This window comes from Pseudomonas sp. Marseille-QA0892, assembly GCF_054950135.1.
This window is the reverse complement of sequence record NZ_CM143104.1, coordinates 908,346-932,664: the sequence shown is the minus strand read 5'-3', so window position 1 is coordinate 932,664 and position 24,319 is coordinate 908,346. Positions and strand designations below refer to the sequence as shown.

The window sequence follows — 24,319 nt, the reverse complement described above, 5'->3', positions numbered from 1 at the left end:
CGCCGCGATCCGGCGTCGCTGACGAAAGGAGAAACCATGGAATTCGAAACACTGCTGCTGGAGACCCGGGGGCGTGTAGGTCTGATCACACTCAACCGCCCCAAGGCGCTCAACGCGCTCAACGCACTGCTCATCGATGAGCTGAACCTGGCGCTGGACCACCTGGATGCCAATCCGGAAATCGGCTGCATGGTCATCACGGGATCCGAGAAGGCGTTCGCCGCGGGCGCCGACATTAAGGAAATGGCGCCGCTGAGCTATCCGCAAATCTATCTGGACGATTTCTTTGCCAAGGCGGATCGCATCGCTCGCCGCCGCAAGCCCCTCATTGCTGCCGTTTCCGGCTACGCGCTGGGGGGCGGCTGTGAGTTGGCACTGATGTGCGACTTCATCTATGCCTCTGAAACGGCCAGGTTCGGCCTGCCTGAGATCACGCTGGGCGTGTTGCCGGGCATTGGCGGCACGCAACGTCTCACCCGCCTGCTAGGTCGCGCCAAGGCCATGGAAATGTGCCTGACCGCTCGCCAGATGGGCGCAGAAGAAGCCGAACGCGCCGGATTGGTAGCGCGGGTGTTCCCCGCTGCCCAACTGATCGAGGAAACCCTCAAGGCCGCGGCAACCGTCGCCGAGCGGTCGCTTCCCGCCACGATGATGGTCAAGGAGTGCATCAACCGCGTGGATGAAATCGGCCTCAGCGAAGGTGTTCGCTTCGAGCGACGCATGTTCCATTCGGTGTTCGCGACGCAGGATCAAAAGGAAGGTATGAACGCATTCGTCGACAAGCGCCAGGCGGAGTTCAAGCATCGCTAACGGTAGGAGATGACTGCGTAGCGGTCGCAATCAGTCGCTTCGATCGCCGAGAACGCTGATTCATCCGTAGCAAACAAGAACGTCGCCTCAAGCCTGGAAACGGACTGGGCGACATCTACAGCTCAGAGCTTCCATACGGCATACGAGAGGCAACCACCATGAATATCGGATTTATCGGCCTGGGCAACATGGGCGGCCCGATGGCCCACAACCTGATCAAGGCGGGCCATCAACTTACCGTCTTTGATCTCTCGGCTCCTGCGGTCGCCGGCCTGGTCGATGCAGGCGCCACGGGCGCTGACGCACCTGCCGACATCGCCTCGGCAAACGTCGAAGTGATCATCACGATGCTGCCCGCCTCTGCCCATGTGAAAGCCGTTTATCTCGGCAAGGACGGTCTGCTCTCAAAAGTCCGCCCGGGTGTGCTGCTCATCGACTCTTCGACCATTGACCCGATCAGCGCACGGGAGGTCGCCAAGGCGGCGGCCGACCATGGCAACGCGCTGCTCGACGCGCCTGTCTCGGGCGGTACCGGGGGCGCCGCAGCCGGCACGCTGACTTTCATGGTAGGCGGCAGCGAGGCCGACTTCGAGAAGGCTCGCCCCATCCTGGCGTGCATGGGGAAGAACATCGTTCACTGCGGGGACAGCGGCAACGGCCAGGTTGCGAAAGTCGCCAACAACATGCTCCTGGGCATTTCCATGATCGGTGTAGCCGAGGCGATGGCGCTTGGTACCCGCCTGGGAATGGATGCAAAGGTGCTTGCCGGCATCATCAATACGTCCAGCGGGCGCTGCTGGAGCTCCGACACGAACAATCCGTTCCCCGGCGTACTGGAGAATGCGCCTGCGTCTCGCGGCTACAGTGGCGGCTTTGGCACGGATCTCATGCTCAAGGATCTGGGACTAGCAACAGATGCCGCGCGCGCCATTCGCCAGCCTGTGATCATGGGGGCGCTGGCCCAACAGCTCTATCAGCGTTTCAGCAGCGACGGCAATGGCGGGCTAGACTTCTCGGCGATCATCAAAGGCTATCTACCGGAGCACGACATATGAGTGAAGCCACCGTACTGGTCGAGGTTCGTAACCAGATCGGTCACCTGATCCTGAATCGCCCAGCGGGGCTCAATGCCCTCTCCATGGAAATGATTCGCACGCTTCAGCAGCACCTGACCGCGTGGGAGGACGACGACGGCATCCGCGCCGTCGTACTGCGCGCCAATGGGGAGAAAGCCTTCTGCGCCGGCGGTGACATCCGCGCGTTGTACGACAGCTACAAGGCGCAGGACGGCTTGCACCTCGTTTACTTCGAGGAGGAGTTTGCCCTCGACCGCCATCTGCACGATTACCGCAAGCCGCTGCTGGCGTTGATGGATGGCTACGTACTCGGGGGCGGAATGGGACTCGCCCAGGGCGCATCGATCCGCGTCGTCAGCGAGCGGGTGCGTATGGCGATGCCGGAAACGGCCATTGGCTATTTCCCGGATGTCGGCGCCAGCCACTTCCTGTCTCAGCTGTCCCATAACGCTGGCCTCTACATGGGCCTCACCGGCAATCAGATTTCCGCTGGAGACGCCCTGTCTCTTGGCTTGGCCGACTGGTACGTACCACACGCGAAGTTCGGCGCGCTGCTCGATGCCCTGGACGGCATCGCATGGCAGGACACCGAGCGTAACCTGCAGACGCTCCTTCAAGCACACGGCGCACGGTCACTCTCCGGCCAGGAACTGCAAACGCTCTATCCGGCTATCGAACGCCATTTCGCCCAAGGCTCCGTCGAGGACATCATGCAGTCGCTGGAGGGCGAAACCGACCCGGCTTATCAGGGCTGGGCACAAACGACCCTCGAGACGATTCGAAGCCGTTCGCCGCTGGCCGTCAACGTGGCATTCGAAGAACTCACACGAGGGCGGTCGCTAGACCAGCACCAGGCATTCGATCTCGAGGCGCACCTGATCCGCCAATGGTTCGAAGTCGGTGACCTTATGGAAGGCGTCCGTGCCCTTATCGTCGACAAGGACAAACAGCCCAAGTGGAAACCGGCTCGCTTCGAAGAGGTCGATCAGCAAAAGGTCGGTGCGCTTTTTGAGGGTTTCACTCCCAAACACGCTGGATAACCAGATACGGGCGGCTGGAACACGCGGCTTGTTCGTCAACTTGCACAAACGGGAGCATGGATTTGAAGAAGCTCGCGGTTCCGGTGGAAGTCCCGATGGGGATTCCAACCTACGGTCCTTCTGATCCGATAGCCCGAGCCCACGTGACATACCGTCGCCATGTTCGACTCGATCCGTAACCTCTTTGGCTCGCAAAACAAGAACAACCAGGAGTACCCCATGCAAGACCTCGAACTGACCGAAGACCAACGCATGATTCGCGACATGGCGCGGGAATTCGCCAAGGGCGAGATCGCGCCCCGCTCGCGTGCATGGGAGGACGCGGGGTGGATCGATGACGAGATCGTCGCGCAAATGGGCCAACTGGGTTTGCTGGGAATGATCGTCCCGGAAGACTTCGGCGGCAGCTACATCGACTATGTCGCCTACGCGCTCGCCGTCGAGGAAATTTCGGCAGCTGATGGCGCACTCGGTGCGCTGATGAGCGTCCACAGTTCGGTCGGGTGCGGTCCCCTGCTCAAGTACGGCACGCCGGAACAGCAACAGGCCTGGTTGCCGGGCCTGGCGAGCGGCGAGATCATCGGCTGCTTCTGCCTGACTGAACCGCAAGCCGGCTCGGAAGCCAACAACCTGCGTACGCGCGCGACCATGGAGAACGGCGAATGGGTGCTCAATGGCGCCAAGCAGTTCGTGACCAACGGCAAGCGCGCCGGCCTTGCCATCGTCTTTGCCGTAACCGACCCGGAGCTGGGCAAGAAAGGCTTGTCGGCTTTCCTCGTGCCTACTGACACGCCCGGCTTCAACGTCGAGAAGACGGAGCACAAGATGGGCATTCGTGCATCCGATACGTGCGCCATTTCGCTCGACAACTGCCGCATTCCGGAAGCCAATCTGCTCGGGTTGAGGGGAAAGGGCCTGGCCATCGCACTCTCGAACCTCGAGGGTGGCCGCATCGGCATCGCGGCGCAGGCGCTGGGGATCGCCCGAGCGGCATTCGAAGCCGCGCTGAACTATGCACGCGACCGTATTCAATTCGACAAGGCCATCATCGAGCACCAGAGCGTGGCGAACATGCTGGCGGACATGCATACCCGCATCAACGCCGCCCGCCTGATGATCCTGCACGCGGCCCGTCTGCGCAGCGCCGGCAAACCCTGCCTGAGCGAAGCCTCGCAAGCCAAGCTGTATGCGTCCGAGATCGGCGAGTATGTCTGTTCGAAAGCCATCCAGATCCACGGGGGCTATGGCTACCTGGAGGACTATCCAGTCGAGAAGTATTACCGCGACATGCGCATTACGCAGATCTACGAAGGGACGAGTGAGATCCAGCGGCTCCTTATCGCTCGGGAATTGGCGAACTACGAGATCTGATTGCAGGTGCGACCTGACCCGGCGGGGCGCCTGGAGTCGAACGCTCCGAGTCACCTGCGCCGAAAATTGAGCTTCCTCTGCTTGCGTGCCTGAGAGCGACGCCGAGAAGCCTCTATCGGTCACCGATCTCAGTGAAAACGGCGACCCCAACCTATAAGCGCTGAGGCTGGGTATAGCTGACGCGCCGCGTACCCTGGATTCAAGACCGGGGCTTCGGCCGTCCGGGCGTCCTATCGGCTCTGCTTCCGTCGCCGCAATGCCATAGGCAAGCGAAGCGGTTGGCACTCCTGGCCCGGGAACGTTTATGGTGTGGCATTGATCGACATGCGACATGAACCTCACGGAACGTTGCGTGCCGGGCTACCCAACACGTCTGCCGGATACCTTCGATGGGCCATAGTCACGATCATTCGCACGACCATCGCCATGCCCATGACCACCACGGACATGGGCATGGCGATCACTCGCCTTCCGTCACTGCGGGCAATGAACGGAGAATCCGCCTTGTATTACTGCTAACGGCGACATACGCGGTCGTCCAAGCCGTCGGTGGATGGCTTGCGGGCTCGCTGGCGCTGATCGCGGACTCCGGCCACATGATCTCGGATGCCGCTGCGTTGGCACTGGCGCTGGTGGCCTACCGATTCGCAGCGCGCGCACCGGACAAGCGGCGGACATACGGCTTCGACCGGGTACGGGTGCTGGCTGCGCTGGCTAATGGTGCAATGCTTTTGCTTCTGGTTGCCTGGATCATCTGGGAAGCGATCTCGCGGTTCCAGCAGCCCGTAGAGGTCATGGCCATGCCGATGCTGATCGTGGCGGTGATTGGGCTGGTCGTGAACATCGTCGGCGCCGTGGTGCTCAGTTCGGGCAACAGAGGCGACAGCAACCTGCGCGGCGCCTTGCTCCATGTCGTAGGCGACTTGCTGGGCTCGGTCGGCGCTATCGCCGCGGCCCTCGGCATCATGTGGACAGGGTGGACGATACTCGACCCGCTTCTGTCCATCGGCGTAGCGCTGCTTGTGGTTCGTTCCGCCTGGCGTCTTGTAACGGAGTCGATCCAGGTCCTGCTGCAAACGACGCCCGCGGGCCTCGATCCAAGTGTGATCCAGAAGGAGCTGAAGCGGCTGGAGGGCGTCGACGACGCCGGCCACTTTCATGCCTGGACACTTACGGACGATCGGACCATCGCGACCGTACACGTGACGCCCAAGCCTGGCGCCGATCCGCTCCAGCTGCCCGCGCGCGTTACGGCACACCTTCAGGCCCGTCACAAGCTGACCCACGTTACCGTCCAAGTCGACCCGCCCGGCAGCCTGGCCGTGCACTGAATGACCGGTCTTCCTTACAACCTATTCCTCTCAGGAGACTCCACTATGCAGCACATTCTCATTGCGGGCGCGTCCCGTGGCATCGGCCTGGCATTGGCGCAGGGCTTCCTGAAGCGCGGCGATCACGTGACAGTCGTTGTGCGCAAACCTGGGAACGAAGCGCTGGACCGCCTCGCCAGCGAGCATACAGGGCGCCTTGAGCAAATCATCAGCGACCTGAGGGCAGATGATGCCGCCACCAAGATTGCAGCGGGGGTTGGGCATGACCTTGACGTTATCCTGCTCAATGCTGGCGTTTCCGGGCCGAAGGAAATCGATAGCGCCACGGTCGAAGAGATCACCGATTTGTTCATGACTAACACCGTCGCGCCTATCCGTATTGCGCGTGCCATCCAGCACCGACTGAAAGCCGACGGCATTCTGGCTTTCACCAGCTCCCAGATGGGCAGTGTCGCCCTCGCCCGGTCGGCGAGCATGCCGCTCTACGGCGCCAGCAAGGCGGCACTGAATAGTCTGCTGCAAAGCTGGACGCATTCCGATGATGCGCCACAAGCCACCGTGCTTGCGTTACACCCTGGCTGGGTGAGGACCGATATGGGCGGCGACAGTGCGCCGGTGACCGTCGAGCAAAGCGCTGCCGGGCTGATCCAGACGCTCGATGCATACCACGGCCGCGGCGGCTGCCACTTCGTTGACTTCGAGCAGCAACCCCTCGCCTGGTAACAAGTGGATGGCTCGCCTGGTCTGTTATTTCATGGCGAGCCAATCTACGCAAATGGTAACTGGTCGACTTGACAGTATCACTAGGCCACCCTAAAGGCCCTTAGCAGCACGCCGATACACGGGAGTATTCACTCACCGGGTATTTGCCATGCGCAACCTAAAACTCTCTGCCCGTTCGGCATTTTGCTTCGCCGCCATCCTGGCACTTCTCTTCATACTGGCAGGGATTGCCGCCTGGGGCCTCACCAAAATGCGTGACGCCGAGCAGGACGTCGAGCTCAACTGGATGGCGAGCATCAGCCAGACAGCAAAGCTCAACGCTACGATTTACCGTCTGCGCCTGGATACCCTGCGCGCCGTTGCGACGGAAGATCCGCAGATCAAACAGCTTTCTGTGGACGCCATCGCTAAGAACCGGCCTGCCATGCAGGAAGCCATTAAGGATTACATGCGTCTGGTTGCCGGCCCGCACGAGCAGGAGCTGGCAAATAATGTCGCGGCTGGCATCAATGCCTACGACGCCCGGCTGAACGAGATCGTAACCATTGCCCAGACGCGTCCCGCAAATGAAGGCATCAAGTACATCAACACCCATATCCGTCCGCTGACCAATGACCTGAGCGAAAAGATTGGCGTGCTCGAAGACTGGAACACGAAGGGCGCCGCTGCCGCAGGCGATGCTGCGACCAGCACCTATGCAACGAACATTGCCCTGTTGATTGGCATTTCGGTGCTCTCGGCTGTGCTGACGATCGTCCTAGCAATCCTATATACCCGCAGCATCGTCACGCCGCTCAAGCAGGTGCTGCACGTCAACCAGCGCATTGCTGATGGCGACCTCCGCGCCGAAATCGCGCCAAGTGGGCGCGACGAAATGACTGATCTGATGAACGCAACCGCGCAAATGCAGCGCACGCTGCGCGACACCATTCGCCATATCGGTGACGCCTCGACCCAGCTTGCCTCGGCCGCGGAAGAGATGAATGCGGTTACTGAAGAAGCCAGCATGGGCCTGCAGCAGCAAAACGGCGAAGTCGAACAGGCCGCCACTGCCGTAAACGAAATGACCGCGGCCGTGGAAGAAGTTGCCCGCAACGCGGCTTCGGCCTCGGCCTCCGCACAGCAGTCCGAGCAATCCACAGGCGTAGGCGCGTCGCGTGTAAACCAGACTGTCAGTGCGATCCAGAGCCTGGCCGAAACCGTTTCGCGTACCAGCGAGCAGGTCGAAGGCCTCGCCGCGCAGGCGCAGGGTATTGCCAAGGTCGTCGACGTGATCCGTGCGATCGCTGAGCAGACCAACCTCCTGGCACTGAACGCTGCGATCGAAGCCGCCCGTGCCGGCGAACAGGGCCGAGGCTTCGCCGTGGTAGCCGATGAGGTACGTGCCCTGGCCCACCGTACGCAGGAGTCGACGCGCGAAATCGAGCAGATGATCGGCGGGATTCAGTCCGGCTCCGAAGGCGCCGTGGATGCGATGCAGCGCAGCCGTAACGAAGCGACCTCTACCCTGCGCATTGCCAGCGAAGCGGGCGAAGCACTGGAGGAGATTGCTCGTGCAATCACGGATATCAACGAGCGCAACTTCCTCATTGCCACTGCATCGGAAGAGCAGGCCCAAGTGGCGCGCTCGGTGGACCAGAACCTGGTGAGTATTCGCGATCTGTCGATCCAGACGTCCGCCGGTGCCAACCAGACCGCGGTAGCCGCTGGCGAAGTCTCTCGTCTTGCGGTGGATATGAACCGGATGGTGCAACGCTTCAAGGTGTGATCTGCATCGCATATCTGCGCTTTATGCATAAGGAGCCTTCGGGCTCCTTATGCATTTATAGTGTCGGCCATAAATGCGATCTCCCACGGTTCTTGCTGCCATTAAGCTACGAACTCCGACTTTCCGCCCTGGTGCATTGCGCATGGGACCCAGTCTGTCCATGCCGACCACCGGAACTTTGCTCCGCGCCGCCCGGTCGGTTTATGCATCGGTTAAATCACTCGATCGTCAGGTCCTGTCATGCTCCGCTGCACCGCCTCGGCTGTTACGCCGCCATAGCGCACCCGCCTCCTCGGCACATCGGGCCTTTTCGCGCCTGAGCTGATGCCACCCCCTCGTCGTGACGTTAGAAAACGCGCGACGGTCTTCGTATTTTCATCGAAACGGTTTCATCGTCCGCGCCCCTAACGCTTCGTTCATTCTGGAGGCGTGCGCACCGTTTACGATCGCCGAAGAGGCTCGACATGGTCCGTCTGCCCGCACGCCCGATCCGTCCCTATCGCTATGGGATTCGTTCGGACTTTCGCCCACCGTAGCGTCGTTTTCCTACCCATACACTCACCGGGGCACTGCCCGTCTGGTAACAAGGAAGGAAGACAAGAATATGTTTAAAAGAGCCAGACTCAACGCTACCCAACCCTCTGCCCATGCACCTCAACCAAGCGCACAGCAAAAAGAAGCGTCGTCCGGTTTTCGAACCGACATCAATGGGCTGAGAGCCCTTGCCGTCACGCTAGTGGTGCTTTTTCATTTCGGCCTGCCGGGGCTGACCGGTGGTTTCATCGGCGTGGACGTCTTCTTCGTGATCTCGGGCTACCTGATGACGCGAATCATCGTGTCGAGACAGGAACAGGGCCGTCTCAAACTGATTGATTTCTACACGGACCGCTGCCGCCGCATCATCCCGGCGCTCATGGTGGTGTGTGTGGTACTGCTCGTCGTCGGCGGGTTGGTCATGATGCCCCGGGACTTCATGTCGCTGGGCAGCCAGGTCATCACAAGCCTGACGTTCACATCCAATGTGCTGTTCTGGCGGGATACCGGTTATTTCCAGCAGGACGCCCACGATCTCTGGCTACTGCACACCTGGTCGTTGTCGGTCGAATGGCAGTTCTACCTGCTCTATCCGATTGCGTTGATGGTGCTGGCACGCTACCTGCCGGTTCAGCGGTGGCGCTGGCTCGTCGTGTTCGCGGCCCTGCTTTCATTCGGCCTATCCCTGGTCGCCTCGTACCTTTGGCAAAACGGCGCGTTCTACCTGTTGCCAACTCGGGCCTGGGAGATGCTCGCGGGCGGCATCGTGTTTCTGTTCCCCCCTCGCATTGCCGGCCGATGGCGCGGCCCGCTAGCCTGGTCGGGACTGGGTCTGATCGGTCTGGCAGCCGTGTCGGCGACTCCTGGCATGCCCTGGCCAGGCTACATGGCCCTGCTCCCCGTCTTCGGCGCCGCGCTGTTTATCGCAGCGCAAAGCGAACGTTGCTGGCTCGTGCAGAACGCATTGGCCCAGTTTCTCGGCAAAACGTCGTACTCCATTTATCTATGGCATTGGCCCTTTGCCGCCTGGCTAACCTACCTTAGCGTCGAGCATGATCCCGCCTGGATTGGTAGTTTCGTCATTGCCTCAATCGTGCTGGGCTACCTGTCCTATCGCTTCGTGGAGCTCCCCGCGCTGAATCCGGCTGGTTTCATCCGCCGCAGCGCACCGACCATCAAGATTGGCGGCGCCTTCGCGATCCTCGCCGCTGGCATGCTCGTCATCACGACCAACGGAGTCCCTGGACGCCTGCCGCCGGAATTACGGGCAGCGACTTACCAGCTCGCGATGCCATCGGTGACCAATGGCTGGTGTTTCTACAGCGTCGAGAGCATAGAGACGCTGCCTATCGGCCCGCGCGGGCAAGCGTGCCATCTGGGCGACTTCAAGGGCCGTCGCAATGCCTTGCTCATCGGAGATTCGTTTGCCGGTCACTACGGTCCGTTCTGGGATGACGTCGGTAAACGGGCATCGCTCAGTATCCACTCGGTTTCGAGCGACTGGTGCTTCCCGTCAACGACAGACGAATTTACTGGGCCGAAGACGGGCCGGGGCTATACCCAATGCCTGAAGAACCGGGAATTTTTGCGTGTGAATGCCAGCAAGTACGACCTCGTCATCTTCGGCGGCTCTTGGGGAGTGATCGACACGCAGCACAAAATGGACGGTGTATTCGAGGCGATAGCAGACACAGCAGGTAAAGCGCCACTGGTCGTGGTAATGCCGGCGCCAACGAACTTCGACGTGAACATCGCCGATCGCTACGCGCGAACACTGCTCTTCGGCCTGCCGTTCGACATCTCACGATTCGGCAAGGAGCGAGACAGGGCTAGCCGTGCGGCGAACCAGAAACTGGAGCGCCTGGCGAGCCGGTATCCAAACGTGTTGTTCCTGTCTCGCGCATCGCTGTTCAACATCGACGGCAAGCCCTCGGATGTCACAGCGGATAACGTCCCGTTCGGCCTCGACACCTCCGGGCATCTGAGCATCTACGGCTCGCGCCAGTCGGCCATGGCATTCATGGGCACGCCGGCTTATCAGACTTTTCGGTCCCGGGTGCGGCAATTGGAATGATGCGTTGTCATACAGGACTGACACGATGGCTGTATTGTCGTCATTCCCCAGGGGAGACCACACGGCGCGGCGTCAGCCTCATCTGCGGGTTGGACGTGGCTGGCGGTGCCGGCGGTATCACCCTGCACACCGACCAATCCAAATGGGAACACCAATGTCGAACGCTCCACTCGTCCAACGTATTCTGATCACCAATGATGACGGGATCGACGCGCCCGGCCTGGCCGTACTCGAGTCGGTCGCCGAATCGCTTGCCGACGAGGTCTGGGTGGTCGCGCCCGCCGAAGACCAGAGCGGCACCTCGCACTCCATCAGCCTGCATGCCCCGCTTCGCGCGAAGAAGCACGGCGAGCGGCGCTTTTCCGTTCGCGGTACCCCTGGAGACTGCGTTGCACTTGCCATCGGCGAGCTCATGGGCGGCGCACTGCCCGACCTGATCCTCTCCGGCATCAACCGCGGGGCCAACCTGGGCACTGAGACCGTCTTTTCCGGCACCGTCGGCGCAGCGATGACCGGCATGCTGTTGGGCATCCCGTCACTGGCCTTGAGCCAGGCCTACCGCGACCGGGCAAACGTCCCCTGGGACGTCGCGCGCCAGCATGCGCCCGACACCATTCGTACGCTTCTGGCAGCCGGGTGGGCACGCGATGCGATCCTCAACATCAACTTCCCTGCGGTGCCGGTTGACGAGGTCCGACCGCTGCAGGCGACACGTCAGGGTGCAGGTCTGCTGCAGGGCGTCGAAGTCATTTCCGGGCAGGACCCACGGGAGCTCGCCTACCACTGGCTACGCCTGCGGCGAGCGGCCAATCAAGATGCGCAAGGCAGCGAAACCGGCGCCATCGAGTCGGGCCACATCAGCGTGACGCCCCTGAAATTCGAGCGCACGCACGAAGCCGCACTGGACGCACTCCAGGGCGCGCTCGAACAGCGCTGATCGACCCATCCCATCCGGCTCGCCATGGCCCTGGCTGCGGCCGCCGGACCCGCCTCCACCTGCCGCAACGGTACTCACTGCGACCGCGAGCTGTCTCGACGCGACGCAGCCCCCGTCTGGCCGTGCCCTGCCCTACCACCGCAGGCCCTTTCATGGTGTTCTATGGCCTGGAAACCGGACACCTGCCATGCCCGAACGTACCTTCAGTAACAGCCTTCAGGCCCGAAATCGCCAGTCGGCCTCGGCCACCGCCAATACCGCTTTGCACGTCGGGTTCGTGCTGCTTCGAAACTTCTCGCTGCCCGCCTTCACCCAATCGCTGGATACACTCGTCACAGCGAATCTCATCCGACCGGATGCGTTCGTCTACACCACCTATAGCCTCGACGAAAGTGACGTCGTCAGCGATCTCGGCATTCCTATCCGCGCAGGCCAGTCACTCGACGCGTTGGACCCCGAAACGCTCGACCTCCTGATCGTTTGTGGCGGACTGCGCACACCGTGCAATACGACCAAACGGCTTTCCGGCGTTCTAAAATCCGCAGCAAATACGGGCATATGGCTCGGGGGACTGTGGAATGGCGCATGGTTTCTCGCTGAGGCGGGGCTGCTGAACGGCTATCGCTGCGCCATCCATCCTGAGCAACGGCTGGGGCTCGCCGAGATGGGCCGTGGTATTCAGGTGATGAACGTGACCCACATGGTCGACCGGGACCGCCTGACGGCTGCCAGTCCAAACGGGGCCTTCTACATGCTGCTGGAGTGGATGGGCACGCAATACGACAGTGAGCTGGTGAATGGCGTCGTGGACATCCTTGCCTTCGATATGTCTCGCGTTCGAGCGGCCAGCCAGTCGCGCTATCGCAATGTCGCCACACCCATACAGGAAGTGGTCGCGCTCATGGAGGCGAACCTGGAAGACCCGCTGCCCATCGACGAGCTTGCGCGCTATGCAGGACGGTCGCGTCGCCAGATCGAGCGCCTGTTCAATGATCAGCTCGGTACGACGCCCCAGCGGCATTACCTTGAGCTGCGCGTCACCGAAGCCAGGCGGCTGCTGCAGCACTCGTCACTTTCGATCATGGAGGTCGGCGTCGCCTGTGGTTTCGTCTCACCCAGCCATTTCAGCAAGTGCTATGCCGCCTACTTTGGCCACCGACCCTCGAAAGAGATCAGACTGGACAGGCGAATGAGCGAGGAAGCCTGATCAGTCCTCTTGCCTTGGCTCGGCGAGCAGCCGATACCCCAGCGCTATGCCTGCAGCCAGGTAGACGATACCGCTCCACGTCGCCATGAGTATTCCGCCGAAGCGCTGATCGTCCAGCGGCTGCAGGCCGAACGCGCCCAGGCAGAACTCCGGTGCATAGATCAGGCGGGGCGCGAAGATCAGAAGCGTACCCAGCATGGTCATGTGCATCAGCGTCAGTACGAAGAGAATCAGCGCGGCGCCGACGGCTGCCTTCGCCCTTGCCGCGAACCCGAGCAGCCAAAGGGAAAGCCCCACCATCAGGAAGCTGATCTGCTGAAGCATGAATACACCAACATGACGGGCCGCGGCCTCATGCAGGTAAGGGGCATGCCACCCCCACACGACCACCATCTCGCAGACGAACGAGACGACCATCCAGCGCCGAAGGTGCATCGTGCTATCCAGGCGGATGCCTGCCTGGACAAGCCCTATCGCCAATAGCGGGGCGGCCAGCGCGACAACGCCCAGATGCAAAATCATGTGAGCCGAGAACGCGGTCCGACTCATCGCCGGCAACGGGCCAAGCCAAAGCAGGGCCAGTATCAGCAAGCCCGCCCACAGCGGCCAAGGATTTCTGCGGGCGTCAGACATGAGACTGTTCGCTTGCGATTGGTTTAGCGTCGTACCTAGCGCTCATGGAGTCGCGCCTCGATGCTGGCCGCGATGGCACCACGCCCATCCGCGGGTGAATACGCGGTAACGAAATCTCCGTTGGGGCTCATAAGGTAGAGCCGCGTACTGTGGTCCACCAAATAGCTGTCCTCGATCGGCACACGCTCGGCCCGTACACCATAGGCTTTCATGGCCTGCGTGACCTGCGCCTCTGTGCCGGTCAGCCCGGTAATCCGCGGATCGAAAAAGGCGGTGTAGCGCGCCAGCACGTCGGGGGTATCCCGCTGCGGGTCCACTGTAATGAACAGGGGCTGAACCTGGTCGGCGTCCTCGCCGAGCCGTTCGAGCACGGCTGAAACGTCGACTAATGTCGTCGGGCATACGTCCGGGCAATACGTAAAGCCGAAGAAGACTAGCAACCACCGACCGCGGAAGCTCTCGTCGGTCACTGTGCGACCGAGCGAATCCACCAGTTCGAAGCGGCCGTCGACGGGGCGTTGTGCAGACGGCACCTCCAATGGCTGGCGGGCTGGCCAGCCAAGATAGGCCAGCGGCAACCCGGCGATTAGCAGGCCTATACCGATAACTACATTGCGTACGTGCCTGGCCACGCGACTCCAGCCCATCTACCAATGATCTCTTTCACAGACTGACGCAAGGGTGCCCGCGTTCGCGCAAGCGTGTGACGGGACGCTACGGCTCCTGCCAATCAGGCACCCAGGATGGCATTGATCATCGCGACTGGTGCCTCCTTTGGCAGGTGATGCCCCACCGCTTCGACGGTCGTTGCGCGGCCCCTGGGAACACCCGCCGCGATCTCTTCACCCAACGCCGGCGGAGTGGCTCGGTCGAGCGCTCCGGAGACCACAGTCACGGGTACAGTGATATCGCGCAGCAATCCGCGGACGTCACGACGCTCGAAAATTGCCGCGTCCAAGGCTTGGGTCAAGGCAGCCAGATCATGACTCATCATGATTTGCTGCTCCTGCCGGCTGGTTGCCGGATGGGCATCATGCCAACCCGGGGCAGTAGTGAACCGCTGGATCTCATCGAAGACGGTCTTGCGCAGATTGGCGTCGCCCAACAGCGCCGCGCGACGCTGCCTCCAGATGGGCAGCCGCTCCAAATCTTCTGCTCGCGCGCTGGTATTAACGAGAACGAGCCGCCCGACGAGATCCGGGTACTTCGCCGCCAGCCTCAGCGCGATCATTCCGCCCTGACTATGGCCTACCAGGGTGGCGCCGCTCGCCCCATGCTCGACCAACCACAACGCCAGGTCCTCGGCGATCGCGTCCAGAGACAGTCCCTCACGCCATTCGCTGACACCGTGTCCGGGCATGTCGAAGGCTACACAGCGTTGACTCGCTGCAAGACCGTCGACCGTCTCGCGCCAGAACTGCCTGTCCAGAAACAGGCCATGCAGGAACACCACCGGTGCGCCCTGCCCGACGTCATCCCACCCGTACAGACTGCCATTGATACGCGCGCTACGTGATGGGGATGCGTGGTGGCGTGCCTGGGAAATCAGCAGCGAGTCCTCGAAGATCTGATACCGCGCGATCAGCCCGTTTCGCAGGGTGAAGCGAATGACGAAGTCGCTGTCCACGAGGCTTGCATGAGGCATCACCTGGTGGCGGAAACGTCCGGCCACCACCACCTCGTTGTCGGCCGCCCAGGTGTGGTCGATCGAAAAGCTCAGGGGACGGAAGCCGTCAGGGAACCGAAGCAGCCAGTCGCGGATGGCTGTGCGACCTCGAATGATGCCCACCGTCACCACCGCCGGATCTCCATCCACATGCCAGACGGCGTCGGGATGAATGAGCCCCAATGCACTGTCGATGTTGCCGTCTGCGAACGCTTTCAGGTAGTGCGATACGACGTTCAGCGCCTCACTCATGGCCGCAGGCCTCCATGGCGCGCAAAGCCGCGATTCCATTCAAGGCAGCGGGGAAGCCCGCATATACGCTCATCTGGATGATGGCTTCGACGAGTTCCTCGCGGGTAACGCCTACGTTTCTAGCTGCCTGCAGGTGTACCTCGAGCTGAGGCCGCGCGTTGCCCATGGCGACCAGTGCGGCGACAGTGAGTAGTTCGCGCGTCCGGAGGTCCAAACCGGGACGCTGATACACATCGCCGAAGGCGAATTCAATGATGTAACGGCCAAGGTCCGGGGCGATATCGGCCAGCGATGCAATGACCCGCTCGCCTGCCTCGCCGTCTATTTCGGCCAGCCGCGCCTTACCGAGTGCGTATCTGTCGTGTGTCATGATGGTCTCCTCTTCGTAGGGGTGCCCATCATCGCCAGACCGGCGCTGGCGTACCCATAACCAAACTTGTAAGGCTGTTTTCCAACGATGAAGACCCCACTGGACTGGAACGATCTGCGCTATTTCACGGCGGTCATCCGTTGCGGCGGGCTCGGCGGTGCAGCGCGCCACCTGGGAGTCAGCCTGCAGACAGTCGCGCGGCGCATCGCAGCCCTGGAATCCGCAATCGATACACAGCTGTTCGTCCGCCACGCCTCGGGCTATATCCCTACCGAGGACGCGCGCCGACTCGAGGCCGAAGCTGAGCGAGTCGAAATCGCGATCCATGCCTTCTGTGCGCATACCGCCGCGGAGGGCACCGGCATGGCGGGTAATGTGCGTGTCGCCGCGCCTGAAACGATCGCGACCCACATTCTCCTCCCTGCGCTCCAGCCGTTCCTTGCACAACATCCGGCACTGAGCCTGGAACTGTTGACGGGCGTGCGGACCATAGGCATCGCCCGGGGGGACGCCGACATTGCGCTACGCACGGTGTCGCCGGAACAGGGCGCACTGACGCGCAAGCGAGTGGGGACAATGGCGCTGGGACTCTATGCCGCGGCTGGCATGGAAACCGACCTCGAACGCGCGCGTCTGATTGGCTGGACCGACGAGTTCGATCTGCCGGCGGCCCGGTGGCTAAAGCGGCTTGCCGGGCGAGAGCCCGACATCCGTCTGACCCAACTCGAGGCGCAGCGCGCGGCGATCGCAGCCGGCATCGGCATTGGCGTATTGCCGTGCTTTCTGGCCGAAGGCCTTGTACGAATCCCGACGCAGGCGCGAATGTCGGAGACGCTCTGGCTCATCGCCCACGCGCAGAACCCAACGCCTCGCATCAGACGGGTCTACGAGGAGATCGAGCGTATTCTCTGGGACGCGGCAGGCTGGCTTGACCCCACGGAGCATGCATTGAGCGAATCCATGAGCCAGACAGCACGGTAAGGAAGGTTCAAACGAAACAGGACGCGCCGGGCAGCGCGTCCTGGGTGACACTCAGGCGTTGGCGTCCCAGGGCCGGTCGCCCTGTTCGTCCTTGACGCGAGTGGGCAGGCCCATCACGTCCAGTGCCTTGAGGAACGGCTCAGCCGGCAGCTCTTCGACGTTAACCATGCGCTGCACATCCCACTCGCCGCGTGCGACCAGCAGCGCCGCGGCTACCGGCGGTACGCCCGCCGTGTAGGAGATGCCCTGGCTGTCCGTCTCGGCGTATGCCTCCTCGTGATCGGCCACGTTGTAGATAAACACCTCGCGCGGCTGACCGTCCTTGGTGCCTTTGACCAAATCACCGATGCAGGTCTTGCCGGTGTAACCCGGTGCCAGCGATGCGGGATCGGGAAGGACAGCCTTCACCACCTTCAGCGGGACCACTTCGAGTCCTTCTGCCGTCTTTACCGGCTGCTCGGAGAGCAGGCCCAGGTTCTTCAGGACGGTGAATACGTTGATGTAGTGCTCGCCGAAGCTCATCCAGAAACGTACGTTCGGTACGTCCAGGTTCTTCGACAGGGAGTGCACTTCATCGTGGCCGGTAAGGTAGAGGTTCTGCGAGCCCACGACCGGCAGGTCATCGGTACGCTTCACTTCAAACATGGTGTTGCTCGTCCACTGGCTGTTCTGCCAGCTCCAGACTTGCCCGGTGAATTCGCGGAAGTTGATCTCCGGGTCGAAGTTGGTGGCGAAGTACTTGCCATGGGAGCCTGCATTGACGTCAAGAATGTCGATGGACTCAATGCGGTCGAAATACTGTTGTTGCGCCAGGGCGGCATAGGCGTTCACGACGCCCGGGTCGAAGCCCACGCCCAGAATGGCAGTAACGTTCTTTTGCTGGCATTCCTCGAGGTGTTTCCACTCGTAGTTGCCATACCAGGGCGGCGTCTCGCAGATCTTGCCTGGTTCTTCATGGATCGCGGTGTCCAGGTAGGCGGCACCGGTATCGATGCATGCACGCAGCACCGACATGTTGAGGAAGGCGGAACCGACGTTGATCACGATCTGCGATTCGGTCTCGCGGATCAGCGCCTTGGTCGCTTCGACATCCAGAGCGTTCAGCGAGAAGGCCTTGATGTCGGCGGGCTGCTTGAGGCTACCCTTTGCCTTTACGCTTTCGATGATGGCCTGGCATTTGGAGATGTTCCGTGACGCGATGGCAATACGACCGAGCTCGTCGTTGTGCTGCGCGCACTTGTGGGCCACCACCTTGGCGACACCTCCTGCACCAATGATAAGAACGTTCTTCTTCAATTGCTTCATTGCTCCTTAATGGCACGAAGGCCAGGTGAATGTCTTCGTCGAGATCCCAGAAGCCTCAGGAGAGGCTCGAGAGGTAGTCGTCGAAGTCGAACTCACGGACAACCTCGACGCTACCGTCGAGTTGTTTCACTACGATGGACGGCATCTTCACGCCGTTGAACCAGTTTTTCTTGACCATGGTGTAGCCAGCCGCATCGATGAACGAAAGACGGTCACCGACTTCGAGCGGCTTCTCGAATGAGTATTCACCGAAGATATCGCCAGCCAGGCACGACTTGCCGCAAACCATGTAGGTGTGCTCGCCGTCGTTGGGCGCCATCTTGGCAGGCTGACGGTAGATCAAGAGGTCGAGCATGTGTGCCTCGATCGAGCTGTCCACGACCGCCAGGTTCTTGCCGTTGTAGAGGGTGTCGAGCACGGTCACTTCGAGCGAGGCGCTCATCGTGATGGCGGCTTCGCCCGGCTCCAGGTACACCTGAACGCCATAGGTATCGGAGAAACGCTTGAGACGCGCGCAGAACGCGTCGAGCGCATAGCCTTCGCCAGTGAAATGGATGCCGCCGCCCAGGCTGACCCACTCCACTTTGTGCAACAGATCACCGAAGCGTTCTTCGATGTGATTGAGCATCTGGTCGAACAGACCGAAGTCGCCGTTCTCACAGTTGTTGTGAAACATGAAACCGGAGATCTGGTCGATCACGCCTTCGATCTTGGCTGGGTCCCACTCGCCGAGGCGGCTGAACGGACGCGCTGGGTCAGCCAGCAGGTAATCCGAGCTGCTGACCTGCGGATTCACACGCAAGCCACGTGTCTTGCCTTCACTGGCAGCAGCGAAGCGCTGCAACTGGCCGATCGAGTTGAAGATGATCTTGTCGCAGTTGTCGAGCATCTCGTCGATCTCGTCATCCGCCCATGCAACGCTGTACGCGTGCGTCTCGCCCTCGAACTTCTGGCGGCCGAGCTTGAGCTCATACAGCGAGGACGAGGTGGTGCCGTCCATGTACTGCTGCATCAGGTCGAATACGGACCATGTCGCGAAGCACTTGAGTGCCAGCAGCGCCTTGGCTCCGGATTGTTCCCGCACGTAGGCAATCTTCTCGAGGTTCTTCACAAGCTTCTGCTTGTCGATAAGGTAGTACGGCGTCTTGATCATCTCGGGGCTCCGGCCAGCCAACCCAAAAGGACGCGAATTGTGCCGTTACCGCGCACAGATCGAAAGACCCGGAGAGGATTTCGACGATAGACGTCATTACCTGGCGGTAAGACCGCCCGTCTACCCTGCGTTACTGTCGCAACCCATACGGCGATAGGGGCGAATTGCCGTAGCGATTGCATACACATCTGCCAATCCATATATTCGGCAAAGCGAATATGGATGCCTGCCATGCAAGACGCCCTTGATCCGACCTCCCTATTCAAATGCCTCGCGGACGAAACCCGACTTCGCATCGCCCTGCTCATCGCGCATGAAGGCGAGTTGTGCGTATGCGAGCTGGTAGCAGCGCTCGATGAAAGCCAGCCGAAGATCTCTCGGCACCTGGCACACCTTCGTGCCTGCGGACTGCTCGCAGACCGACGCCGGGGCCAGTGGGTCTATTACCGCGAGAACCCCGCCCTCGCTCCCTGGGCGCGCGTTGTCATCGACGCCGCAAAGACTGCGCATGCCGACTGGCTGCGCCCGGATCTGCAGCGGCTTGCAGCGATGGGTGACCGTCCTCGGCGAAATGTATTGTGCTGCCCGGAAGAGGCCTGCTGATGTTGCTCGCGCTTACCCTGTTCGTCTTCACGATCACACTGGTCATCTGGCAACCTCGCGGCCTGGGCGTCGGCTGGAGCGCTTCAATTGGCGCCGTTCTTGCCCTGCTCACCGGTGTGGTGGGGCCAGGGGACATCCCCGTCGTGTGGGGTATCGTCTGGAACGCCACCGCGACTTTCATCGCCATCATCATCATTTGTCTGTTGCTGGACGAAGCCGGCTTCTTCGAATGGGCGGCGCTGCATGTGGCGCGTTGGGCGAATGGCAGCGGACCTCGGCTTTTCGCCTTTACGGTACTGCTCGGTGCCGCTGTTTCCGCACTGTTCGCCAATGATGGTGCCGCACTGATACTCACGCCTATCGTGATCTCAATGCTTGTGGCGCTGCGCTTCTCGCCCGCGTCGACACTTGCCTTCGTCATGGCCGCCGGCTTCATCGCCGACACCGCGAGCTTGCCCCTGGTGGTCTCGAACCTCGTGAACATCGTCTCGGCGGACTTCTTCGGCCTCGGCTTCGGCGAATACGCATCGGTGATGATGCCGGTGAATGCGGTCAGTGTCCTGGCTACGCTGGCTGTGCTCTATGCATTCTTCAGGCGAGACATTCCGGACACCTATGCCTTGGCCGATCTGAAGGGACCCGGAGAAGCCATCCGCGACGCCACCACATTCAAGGTGGGTTGGTTGGTGCTGGTCGTGCTGCTGATCGGACTGTTCGTGCTGGAACCGCTCGGCATCCCCGTAAGCGCAATCGCAGCGGCTTGCGCCGCGGTGCTGTTCATCGTTGCCGGGCGCGGTCATGTCATCTCGACGAAACGCGTGATGAAGGACGCGCCCTGGCAAATCGTCATCTTCTCGCTGGGCATGTACTTGGTGGTCTATGGCTTGAGCAATGCCGGCCTGACCGTCCTGCTCTCATCTGCCCTGGACTGGCTCGCGCGCTACGGCATCTGGGGCGCCGCCATCGGCACCGGCCTGCTGAGCGCCGGACTGTCCTCGATCATGAACAACCTGCCGTCCGTACTGATCGGAGCACTGGCCATCGATGGGTCCGGCGCAACCGACGTCGTCCGCGACGCGATGGTCTACGCCAATGTCATCGGCTGCGATCTGGGGCCGAAGATCACACCGATTGGTAGTCTCGCGACGTTACTGTGGCTCCACGTACTGGCGCGCAAAGGCGTGACTGTCACCTGGGGTTATTACTTCAGGGTGGGCATCGTCCTGACGCTGCCGGTCCTGCTGGCTACGCTTTGCGCATTGGCATTGCGCCTCAGCCTATGAACCACACCTTGCGGAGCGATTCGATGAAAGTTCTGTTCATGTGTACGGCCAACAGTTGCCGCAGCATTCTGTCCGAAGCGGTCTTCAATCATATGGCTCCGGCGGGATTCAAAGCGGTGAGTTCGGGCAGCTTTCCCAGGGGCGAAGTCCTTCCGCAAACGCTGGAGACGCTCCAGCGCGTCGGTATCGATACAGCAGGGCTCTATAGCAAGGGAAACGACGCCTTCGAGAGCGATCCTCCGGACGTCGTGATCACGGTTTGCGACAAGGCCGCGGGTGAAGCGTGCCCGGTGTACTTCGGCCCTGCCGTCAGGAGCCATTGGGGACTTGCGGACCCATCCCACGTTCAAGGCGATCGAGCGGAAACCGACGCCGCCTTCGATCGCACACTCGCGATAATAGAAGCGCGTTGCCAGGCGTTCTTTGCGCTCGACATGGTTCGACTCGGACGGGATGGATTGAAGGGCGCATTGGACGAAATCGGGCGCCGGAACGAAGGGGACCTTTGAGGGCAACCCTATCCGTTGGCCCGAACGATGATGTTCAGCCGGCCTCGCTACGCACCGCCGTTCGAATTGCATCCAGCAGCATCAGGCTCGCCGGGTTGTCGTTGTCGGTACGCCAGGCCAGATGCAAATCGGTCATGACGCCCTCGCCCAAATCGATGTCTCGATACACCACGTTCTTGAACAGGATTGTCGAGGCACAACGCGGTACCAGGGCGATGCCCATGCCGGCGTTCACGAGTGACAGAATCGTCAGCGATGAACCCAGCCATTGGACGTAGTCCGGCTCCACGCGTGCGGAGCGAAACATGCCCGTCAGCATTTCGTAGAACGGTGCATAGGCCGAATGGGCATACATCAGGAATGGCTGGCAATGAAGATCGCCAACCTCAAGGGAATCAACCGATGCCAGCGGATGGGGGCTGGGTACGGCCAGCACGAATGGCTCCCTTACCAGGCACTCCGAGGCGCATCCAGGATCGGTGAAGGGTGCGCGTACGATGCCAAGGTCGATTCGCCGCGCCCGCAATGCCTCGTACTGCTGCACGGTATTGAGTTCGGTCAGCGCTACCTTTACATGGGGCTGCGTCACACGGGCCTCTGCGATCACGCGTGGCAAGAATTCGTAAACGGCACTGCCGACGAAGCCAATGGTGACGGTGCCGATGTCACCTTCGGCATAGCGCCGCGCGGCGATTGCCGCCTGGTGAGCGCGCTCCAGCAAGGCCTGCGCCTCGACGAGGAATGCTCGGCCGGCAGCCGTCAATGACACGCTCCGCGTGCTACGGATGAAAAGTTCGACCCCCAGTGCATGTTCGAGAAGCTGGATCTGTCGACTGAGTGGCGGCTGCGTCATGTTCAGCCGCTCGGCCGCGCGCCGGAAGTTGAGTTCCGTCGCGACTGCCGTGAAGCATCGAAGCTGGGCGAGCTCAAACATTGATATATCCACTGTATCAATCGAGCGTCATTCTAGATTGGACTGGAACAATCGGGCCATACATGATCCGTCAGAGGTGTGACCAAAACGGTCATCGAGGTCTGGGAAAGCCGTCATGAAGATCAAGCACGTCCGCGTTACCCCTATCGCCTTCCGTGATGCTCCATTACTCAATGCCAGCGGTATCCATGAACCGTATGCGCTGCGCTCGATCATCGAGGTCGAAAGCGACAATGGCTTCATTGGCCTCGGGGAAAGCTACGGTGACGCGCCTGTCCTGAGCGTACTGCAGGCGATGACGGAGAGCCTGGTTGGCCTCGACCCCTTCGATCTGAACGGCCTAAGGGCGCGCGTCAAGCAGACCGTCGCCCGTATTCAACCGGGCAACCAGGCGGGTGCCGAGCTGGCGCCAGGATCACATCCGAGCAAGCAGGTTGCGAATGCCTACTCGGCCTTTGAAGTGGCATTCCTCGATCTGCAGGCGCGCTCGCTGGATATGCCGCTGGTAGATCTGCTGGGCGGGGCTGTGCGACAGGAGGTCCCCTTCAGCGCCTACCTCTTTCTCAAGTACGCGGAACACGTCGACTCGCCCTACGCGCCGGATCGTTGGGGCGAAGGCATCAGCCCCGAGCAGATCGTTGCTCAGGCGCAGAAGATGATCGACGAGAACGGTTTCAAGAGCATCAAGCTCAAGGCAGGGACGCTGCTGGGTCCCGAACATGAAGTCGCCTGTATCAAGGCGCTGAAAAAGGCGTTCCCTAACGCGCCGCTGCGAATCGACCCCAATGGCAACTGGTCGCTCGAAACCGCGATCCGCATGGCGGAGCTCATGGGCGACGACCTGCAGTACTACGAAGACCCCTGCCCGGGCCTGGAAGGCATGGCCGAACTGCATCGCCGCACTGGCATCCCGCTCGCCACCAACATGGTGGTGACCGACTTCGACGAATTCCGGCGTAGCGTCGCCCTGAACAGTGTGCAGATCGTGCTGGCGGACCATCACTACTGGGGCGGTCTGCGCGATACGCAGATCCTGTCGCATATGTGCGAAACCTTCGGCCTTGGCGTTTCGATGCATTCGAACTCGCACCTGGGTATCAGCCTGATGGCGATGACCCACGTCGCCGCCGCAGTACCCAACCTGTCCTACGCCTGCGATACCCATTACCCGTGGCAGGAGGAAGACGAGGAAGTCATCAAGGGCGGCAAGCTGAAGATCCGTAACGGGTGCGTTGCGATCACCGACGCGCCCGGCCTTGGCGTCGAGCTGGACTACGACCAACTGGCAAAACTGCACGAGCAATTCAATCGCATCGACATTCGCAGCCGCGATGATGTCCGCCAGATGCAGAAGTACCGCCCGGACTGGAAGGCCATGAAGCCGCGTTTCTGACCTAAGGTAACGCAGGGCACCCTACGACTTCGGCCCCTTTGGCCGGGGTCGTCCACGCGCACCGACATGGCCCTAATAATCTGAACCCACCATCAGGAATCCTCGCCGGGGCTTCATACCGTGTTCGAGCTTGAACGAAGCTCGCGAGGTGCTTCAGTGAGCGGTTTGCATGCTGGGAAGGCTGAGCGCGGCGACTGATTGGTGGCGAGCACACCGCCGTTACCAGACGCCGCTACAGGTCGCTATCACTGCAACTCACGCGCCTGTTAACCTCCGCCGCAGACTCACTTCCTGTCTCTGCTCTGGCGATGCCATCATATAACTGACACTAAAAATTAATCGTGAGAAAGCGAAACGGGTATCTCT

General features: G+C 61.2%; 22 protein-coding genes. 15 read left to right on the top strand and 7 right to left on the bottom strand.

Going from position 1 to position 24,319, the window contains the following annotated elements; translation table 11 throughout:
* Nucleotides 1-36: 36 nt before the first annotated feature.
* From ACY8D3_RS04200 to ACY8D3_RS04155, 10 genes are all read left to right on the top strand, one after another.
* Nucleotides 37-810: an enoyl-CoA hydratase gene (locus ACY8D3_RS04200; protein ID WP_462381900.1), complete on the top strand. Its 774-nt coding sequence runs from the start codon at nt 37-39 to the stop codon at nt 808-810.
* Nucleotides 811-968: 158 nt separating this feature from the next.
* Nucleotides 969-1,865, top strand: a complete 897-nt coding sequence (gene mmsB / locus ACY8D3_RS04195; RefSeq protein WP_462381899.1) for a 3-hydroxyisobutyrate dehydrogenase — start codon at nt 969-971, stop codon at nt 1,863-1,865.
* Nucleotides 1,862-2,926, top strand: a complete 1,065-nt coding sequence (locus ACY8D3_RS04190) for an enoyl-CoA hydratase/isomerase family protein (protein WP_462381897.1) — start codon at nt 1,862-1,864, stop codon at nt 2,924-2,926. The genes mmsB and ACY8D3_RS04190 overlap by 4 nt, the downstream gene beginning before the upstream one ends.
* Before the next feature lie 219 nt (nt 2,927-3,145).
* Nucleotides 3,146-4,297: an acyl-CoA dehydrogenase family protein gene (locus ACY8D3_RS04185; protein ID WP_462381895.1), complete on the top strand. Its 1,152-nt coding sequence runs from the start codon at nt 3,146-3,148 to the stop codon at nt 4,295-4,297.
* 389 nt (nt 4,298-4,686) lie between these two features.
* A complete protein-coding gene (locus ACY8D3_RS04180; protein ID WP_462381894.1) occupies nt 4,687-5,628 on the top strand; it encodes a cation diffusion facilitator family transporter in 942 nt (313 codons plus the stop codon).
* 45 nt (nt 5,629-5,673) lie between these two features.
* The gene (locus tag ACY8D3_RS04175; RefSeq protein WP_462381892.1) at nt 5,674-6,351 is read left to right on the top strand and encodes an SDR family oxidoreductase; all 678 of its coding nucleotides are present in this window, start codon (nt 5,674-5,676) and stop codon (nt 6,349-6,351) included.
* Nucleotides 6,352-6,499: 148 nt separating this feature from the next.
* Nucleotides 6,500-8,119 carry a methyl-accepting chemotaxis protein gene (locus tag ACY8D3_RS04170; protein WP_462381891.1) on the top strand — a complete coding sequence of 540 codons (1,620 nt, stop codon included), beginning with the start codon at nt 6,500-6,502 and terminating at the stop codon, nt 8,117-8,119.
* 604 nt (nt 8,120-8,723) lie between these two features.
* Nucleotides 8,724-10,727 carry an acyltransferase family protein gene (locus ACY8D3_RS04165; protein WP_462381889.1) on the top strand — a complete coding sequence of 668 codons (2,004 nt, stop codon included), beginning with the start codon at nt 8,724-8,726 and terminating at the stop codon, nt 10,725-10,727.
* A 154-nt stretch (nt 10,728-10,881) separates the two neighbouring features.
* Nucleotides 10,882-11,664, top strand: a complete 783-nt coding sequence (gene surE, locus ACY8D3_RS04160) for a 5'/3'-nucleotidase SurE (RefSeq protein ID WP_462381887.1) — start codon at nt 10,882-10,884, stop codon at nt 11,662-11,664.
* 187 nt (nt 11,665-11,851) lie between these two features.
* Nucleotides 11,852-12,871 (top strand): GlxA family transcriptional regulator, encoded by a 1,020-nt coding sequence (locus ACY8D3_RS04155; RefSeq protein ID WP_462381886.1) that lies wholly within the window; start codon nt 11,852-11,854, stop codon nt 12,869-12,871.
* Here ACY8D3_RS04155 and ACY8D3_RS04150 read toward each other — a convergent pair whose 3' ends face one another.
* From ACY8D3_RS04150 to ACY8D3_RS04135, 4 genes are all read right to left on the bottom strand, one after another.
* On the bottom strand, nt 12,872-13,504 hold the full coding sequence (locus ACY8D3_RS04150; protein WP_462381884.1) for a cytochrome c oxidase assembly protein: 633 nt from the start codon (nt 13,502-13,504) through the stop codon (nt 12,872-12,874).
* A gap of 35 nt (nt 13,505-13,539) precedes the next feature.
* A complete protein-coding gene (locus tag ACY8D3_RS04145; RefSeq protein ID WP_462381882.1) occupies nt 13,540-14,151 on the bottom strand; it encodes an SCO family protein in 612 nt (203 codons plus the stop codon).
* A gap of 83 nt (nt 14,152-14,234) precedes the next feature.
* The gene (locus ACY8D3_RS04140; protein ID WP_462381880.1) at nt 14,235-15,422 is read right to left on the bottom strand and encodes an alpha/beta fold hydrolase; all 1,188 of its coding nucleotides are present in this window, start codon (nt 15,420-15,422) and stop codon (nt 14,235-14,237) included.
* Entirely contained in the window at nt 15,415-15,795 is a 381-nt protein-coding gene (locus ACY8D3_RS04135) for a carboxymuconolactone decarboxylase family protein (RefSeq protein ID WP_462384240.1), read from the bottom strand. The genes ACY8D3_RS04140 and ACY8D3_RS04135 overlap by 8 nt, the downstream gene beginning before the upstream one ends.
* 84 nt (nt 15,796-15,879) lie before the next feature.
* Here ACY8D3_RS04135 and ACY8D3_RS04130 point away from each other — a divergent pair, with 84 nt between their 5' ends.
* Nucleotides 15,880-16,773 (top strand): LysR family transcriptional regulator, encoded by an 894-nt coding sequence (locus ACY8D3_RS04130; protein WP_462381878.1) that lies wholly within the window; start codon nt 15,880-15,882, stop codon nt 16,771-16,773.
* Between the two features lie 51 nt (nt 16,774-16,824).
* Here ACY8D3_RS04130 and ACY8D3_RS04125 read toward each other — a convergent pair whose 3' ends face one another.
* Nucleotides 16,825-18,069, bottom strand: coding sequence for a saccharopine dehydrogenase family protein (locus ACY8D3_RS04125; protein ID WP_462384238.1), 1,245 nt, complete (start codon nt 18,067-18,069; stop codon nt 16,825-16,827).
* 64 nt (nt 18,070-18,133) lie between these two features.
* Nucleotides 18,134-19,231, bottom strand: coding sequence for a carboxynorspermidine decarboxylase (locus ACY8D3_RS04120; protein ID WP_462381876.1), 1,098 nt, complete (start codon nt 19,229-19,231; stop codon nt 18,134-18,136).
* Between the two features lie 231 nt (nt 19,232-19,462).
* On the opposite strand from ACY8D3_RS04120, the gene ACY8D3_RS04115 reads away from it, so the two are divergent.
* Genes ACY8D3_RS04115 through ACY8D3_RS04105 form a run of 3 tightly spaced genes read left to right on the top strand, consistent with a single transcriptional unit; the run spans nt 19,463 to nt 21,626 of the window.
* Entirely contained in the window at nt 19,463-19,834 is a 372-nt protein-coding gene (locus tag ACY8D3_RS04115; RefSeq protein WP_462381874.1) for a metalloregulator ArsR/SmtB family transcription factor, read from the top strand.
* Entirely contained in the window at nt 19,834-21,117 is a 1,284-nt protein-coding gene (locus ACY8D3_RS04110; RefSeq protein WP_462381872.1) for an arsenic transporter, read from the top strand. Before ACY8D3_RS04115 ends, ACY8D3_RS04110 begins: the two co-directional genes overlap by 1 nt.
* Before the next feature lie 23 nt (nt 21,118-21,140).
* Entirely contained in the window at nt 21,141-21,626 is a 486-nt protein-coding gene (locus ACY8D3_RS04105) for an arsenate reductase ArsC (protein ID WP_462381871.1), read from the top strand.
* Between the two features lie 34 nt (nt 21,627-21,660).
* Here ACY8D3_RS04105 and ACY8D3_RS04100 read toward each other — a convergent pair whose 3' ends face one another.
* Entirely contained in the window at nt 21,661-22,560 is a 900-nt protein-coding gene (locus tag ACY8D3_RS04100; protein WP_462381869.1) for a LysR family transcriptional regulator, read from the bottom strand.
* A 115-nt stretch (nt 22,561-22,675) separates the two neighbouring features.
* Between ACY8D3_RS04100 and ACY8D3_RS04095 the strand changes: the two genes are divergently transcribed.
* Complete coding sequence (locus ACY8D3_RS04095; RefSeq protein WP_462381867.1) at nt 22,676-23,953, top strand: glucarate dehydratase family protein; 1,278 nt, start codon at nt 22,676-22,678, stop codon at nt 23,951-23,953.
* Nucleotides 23,954-24,319: the final 366 nt, after the last annotated feature.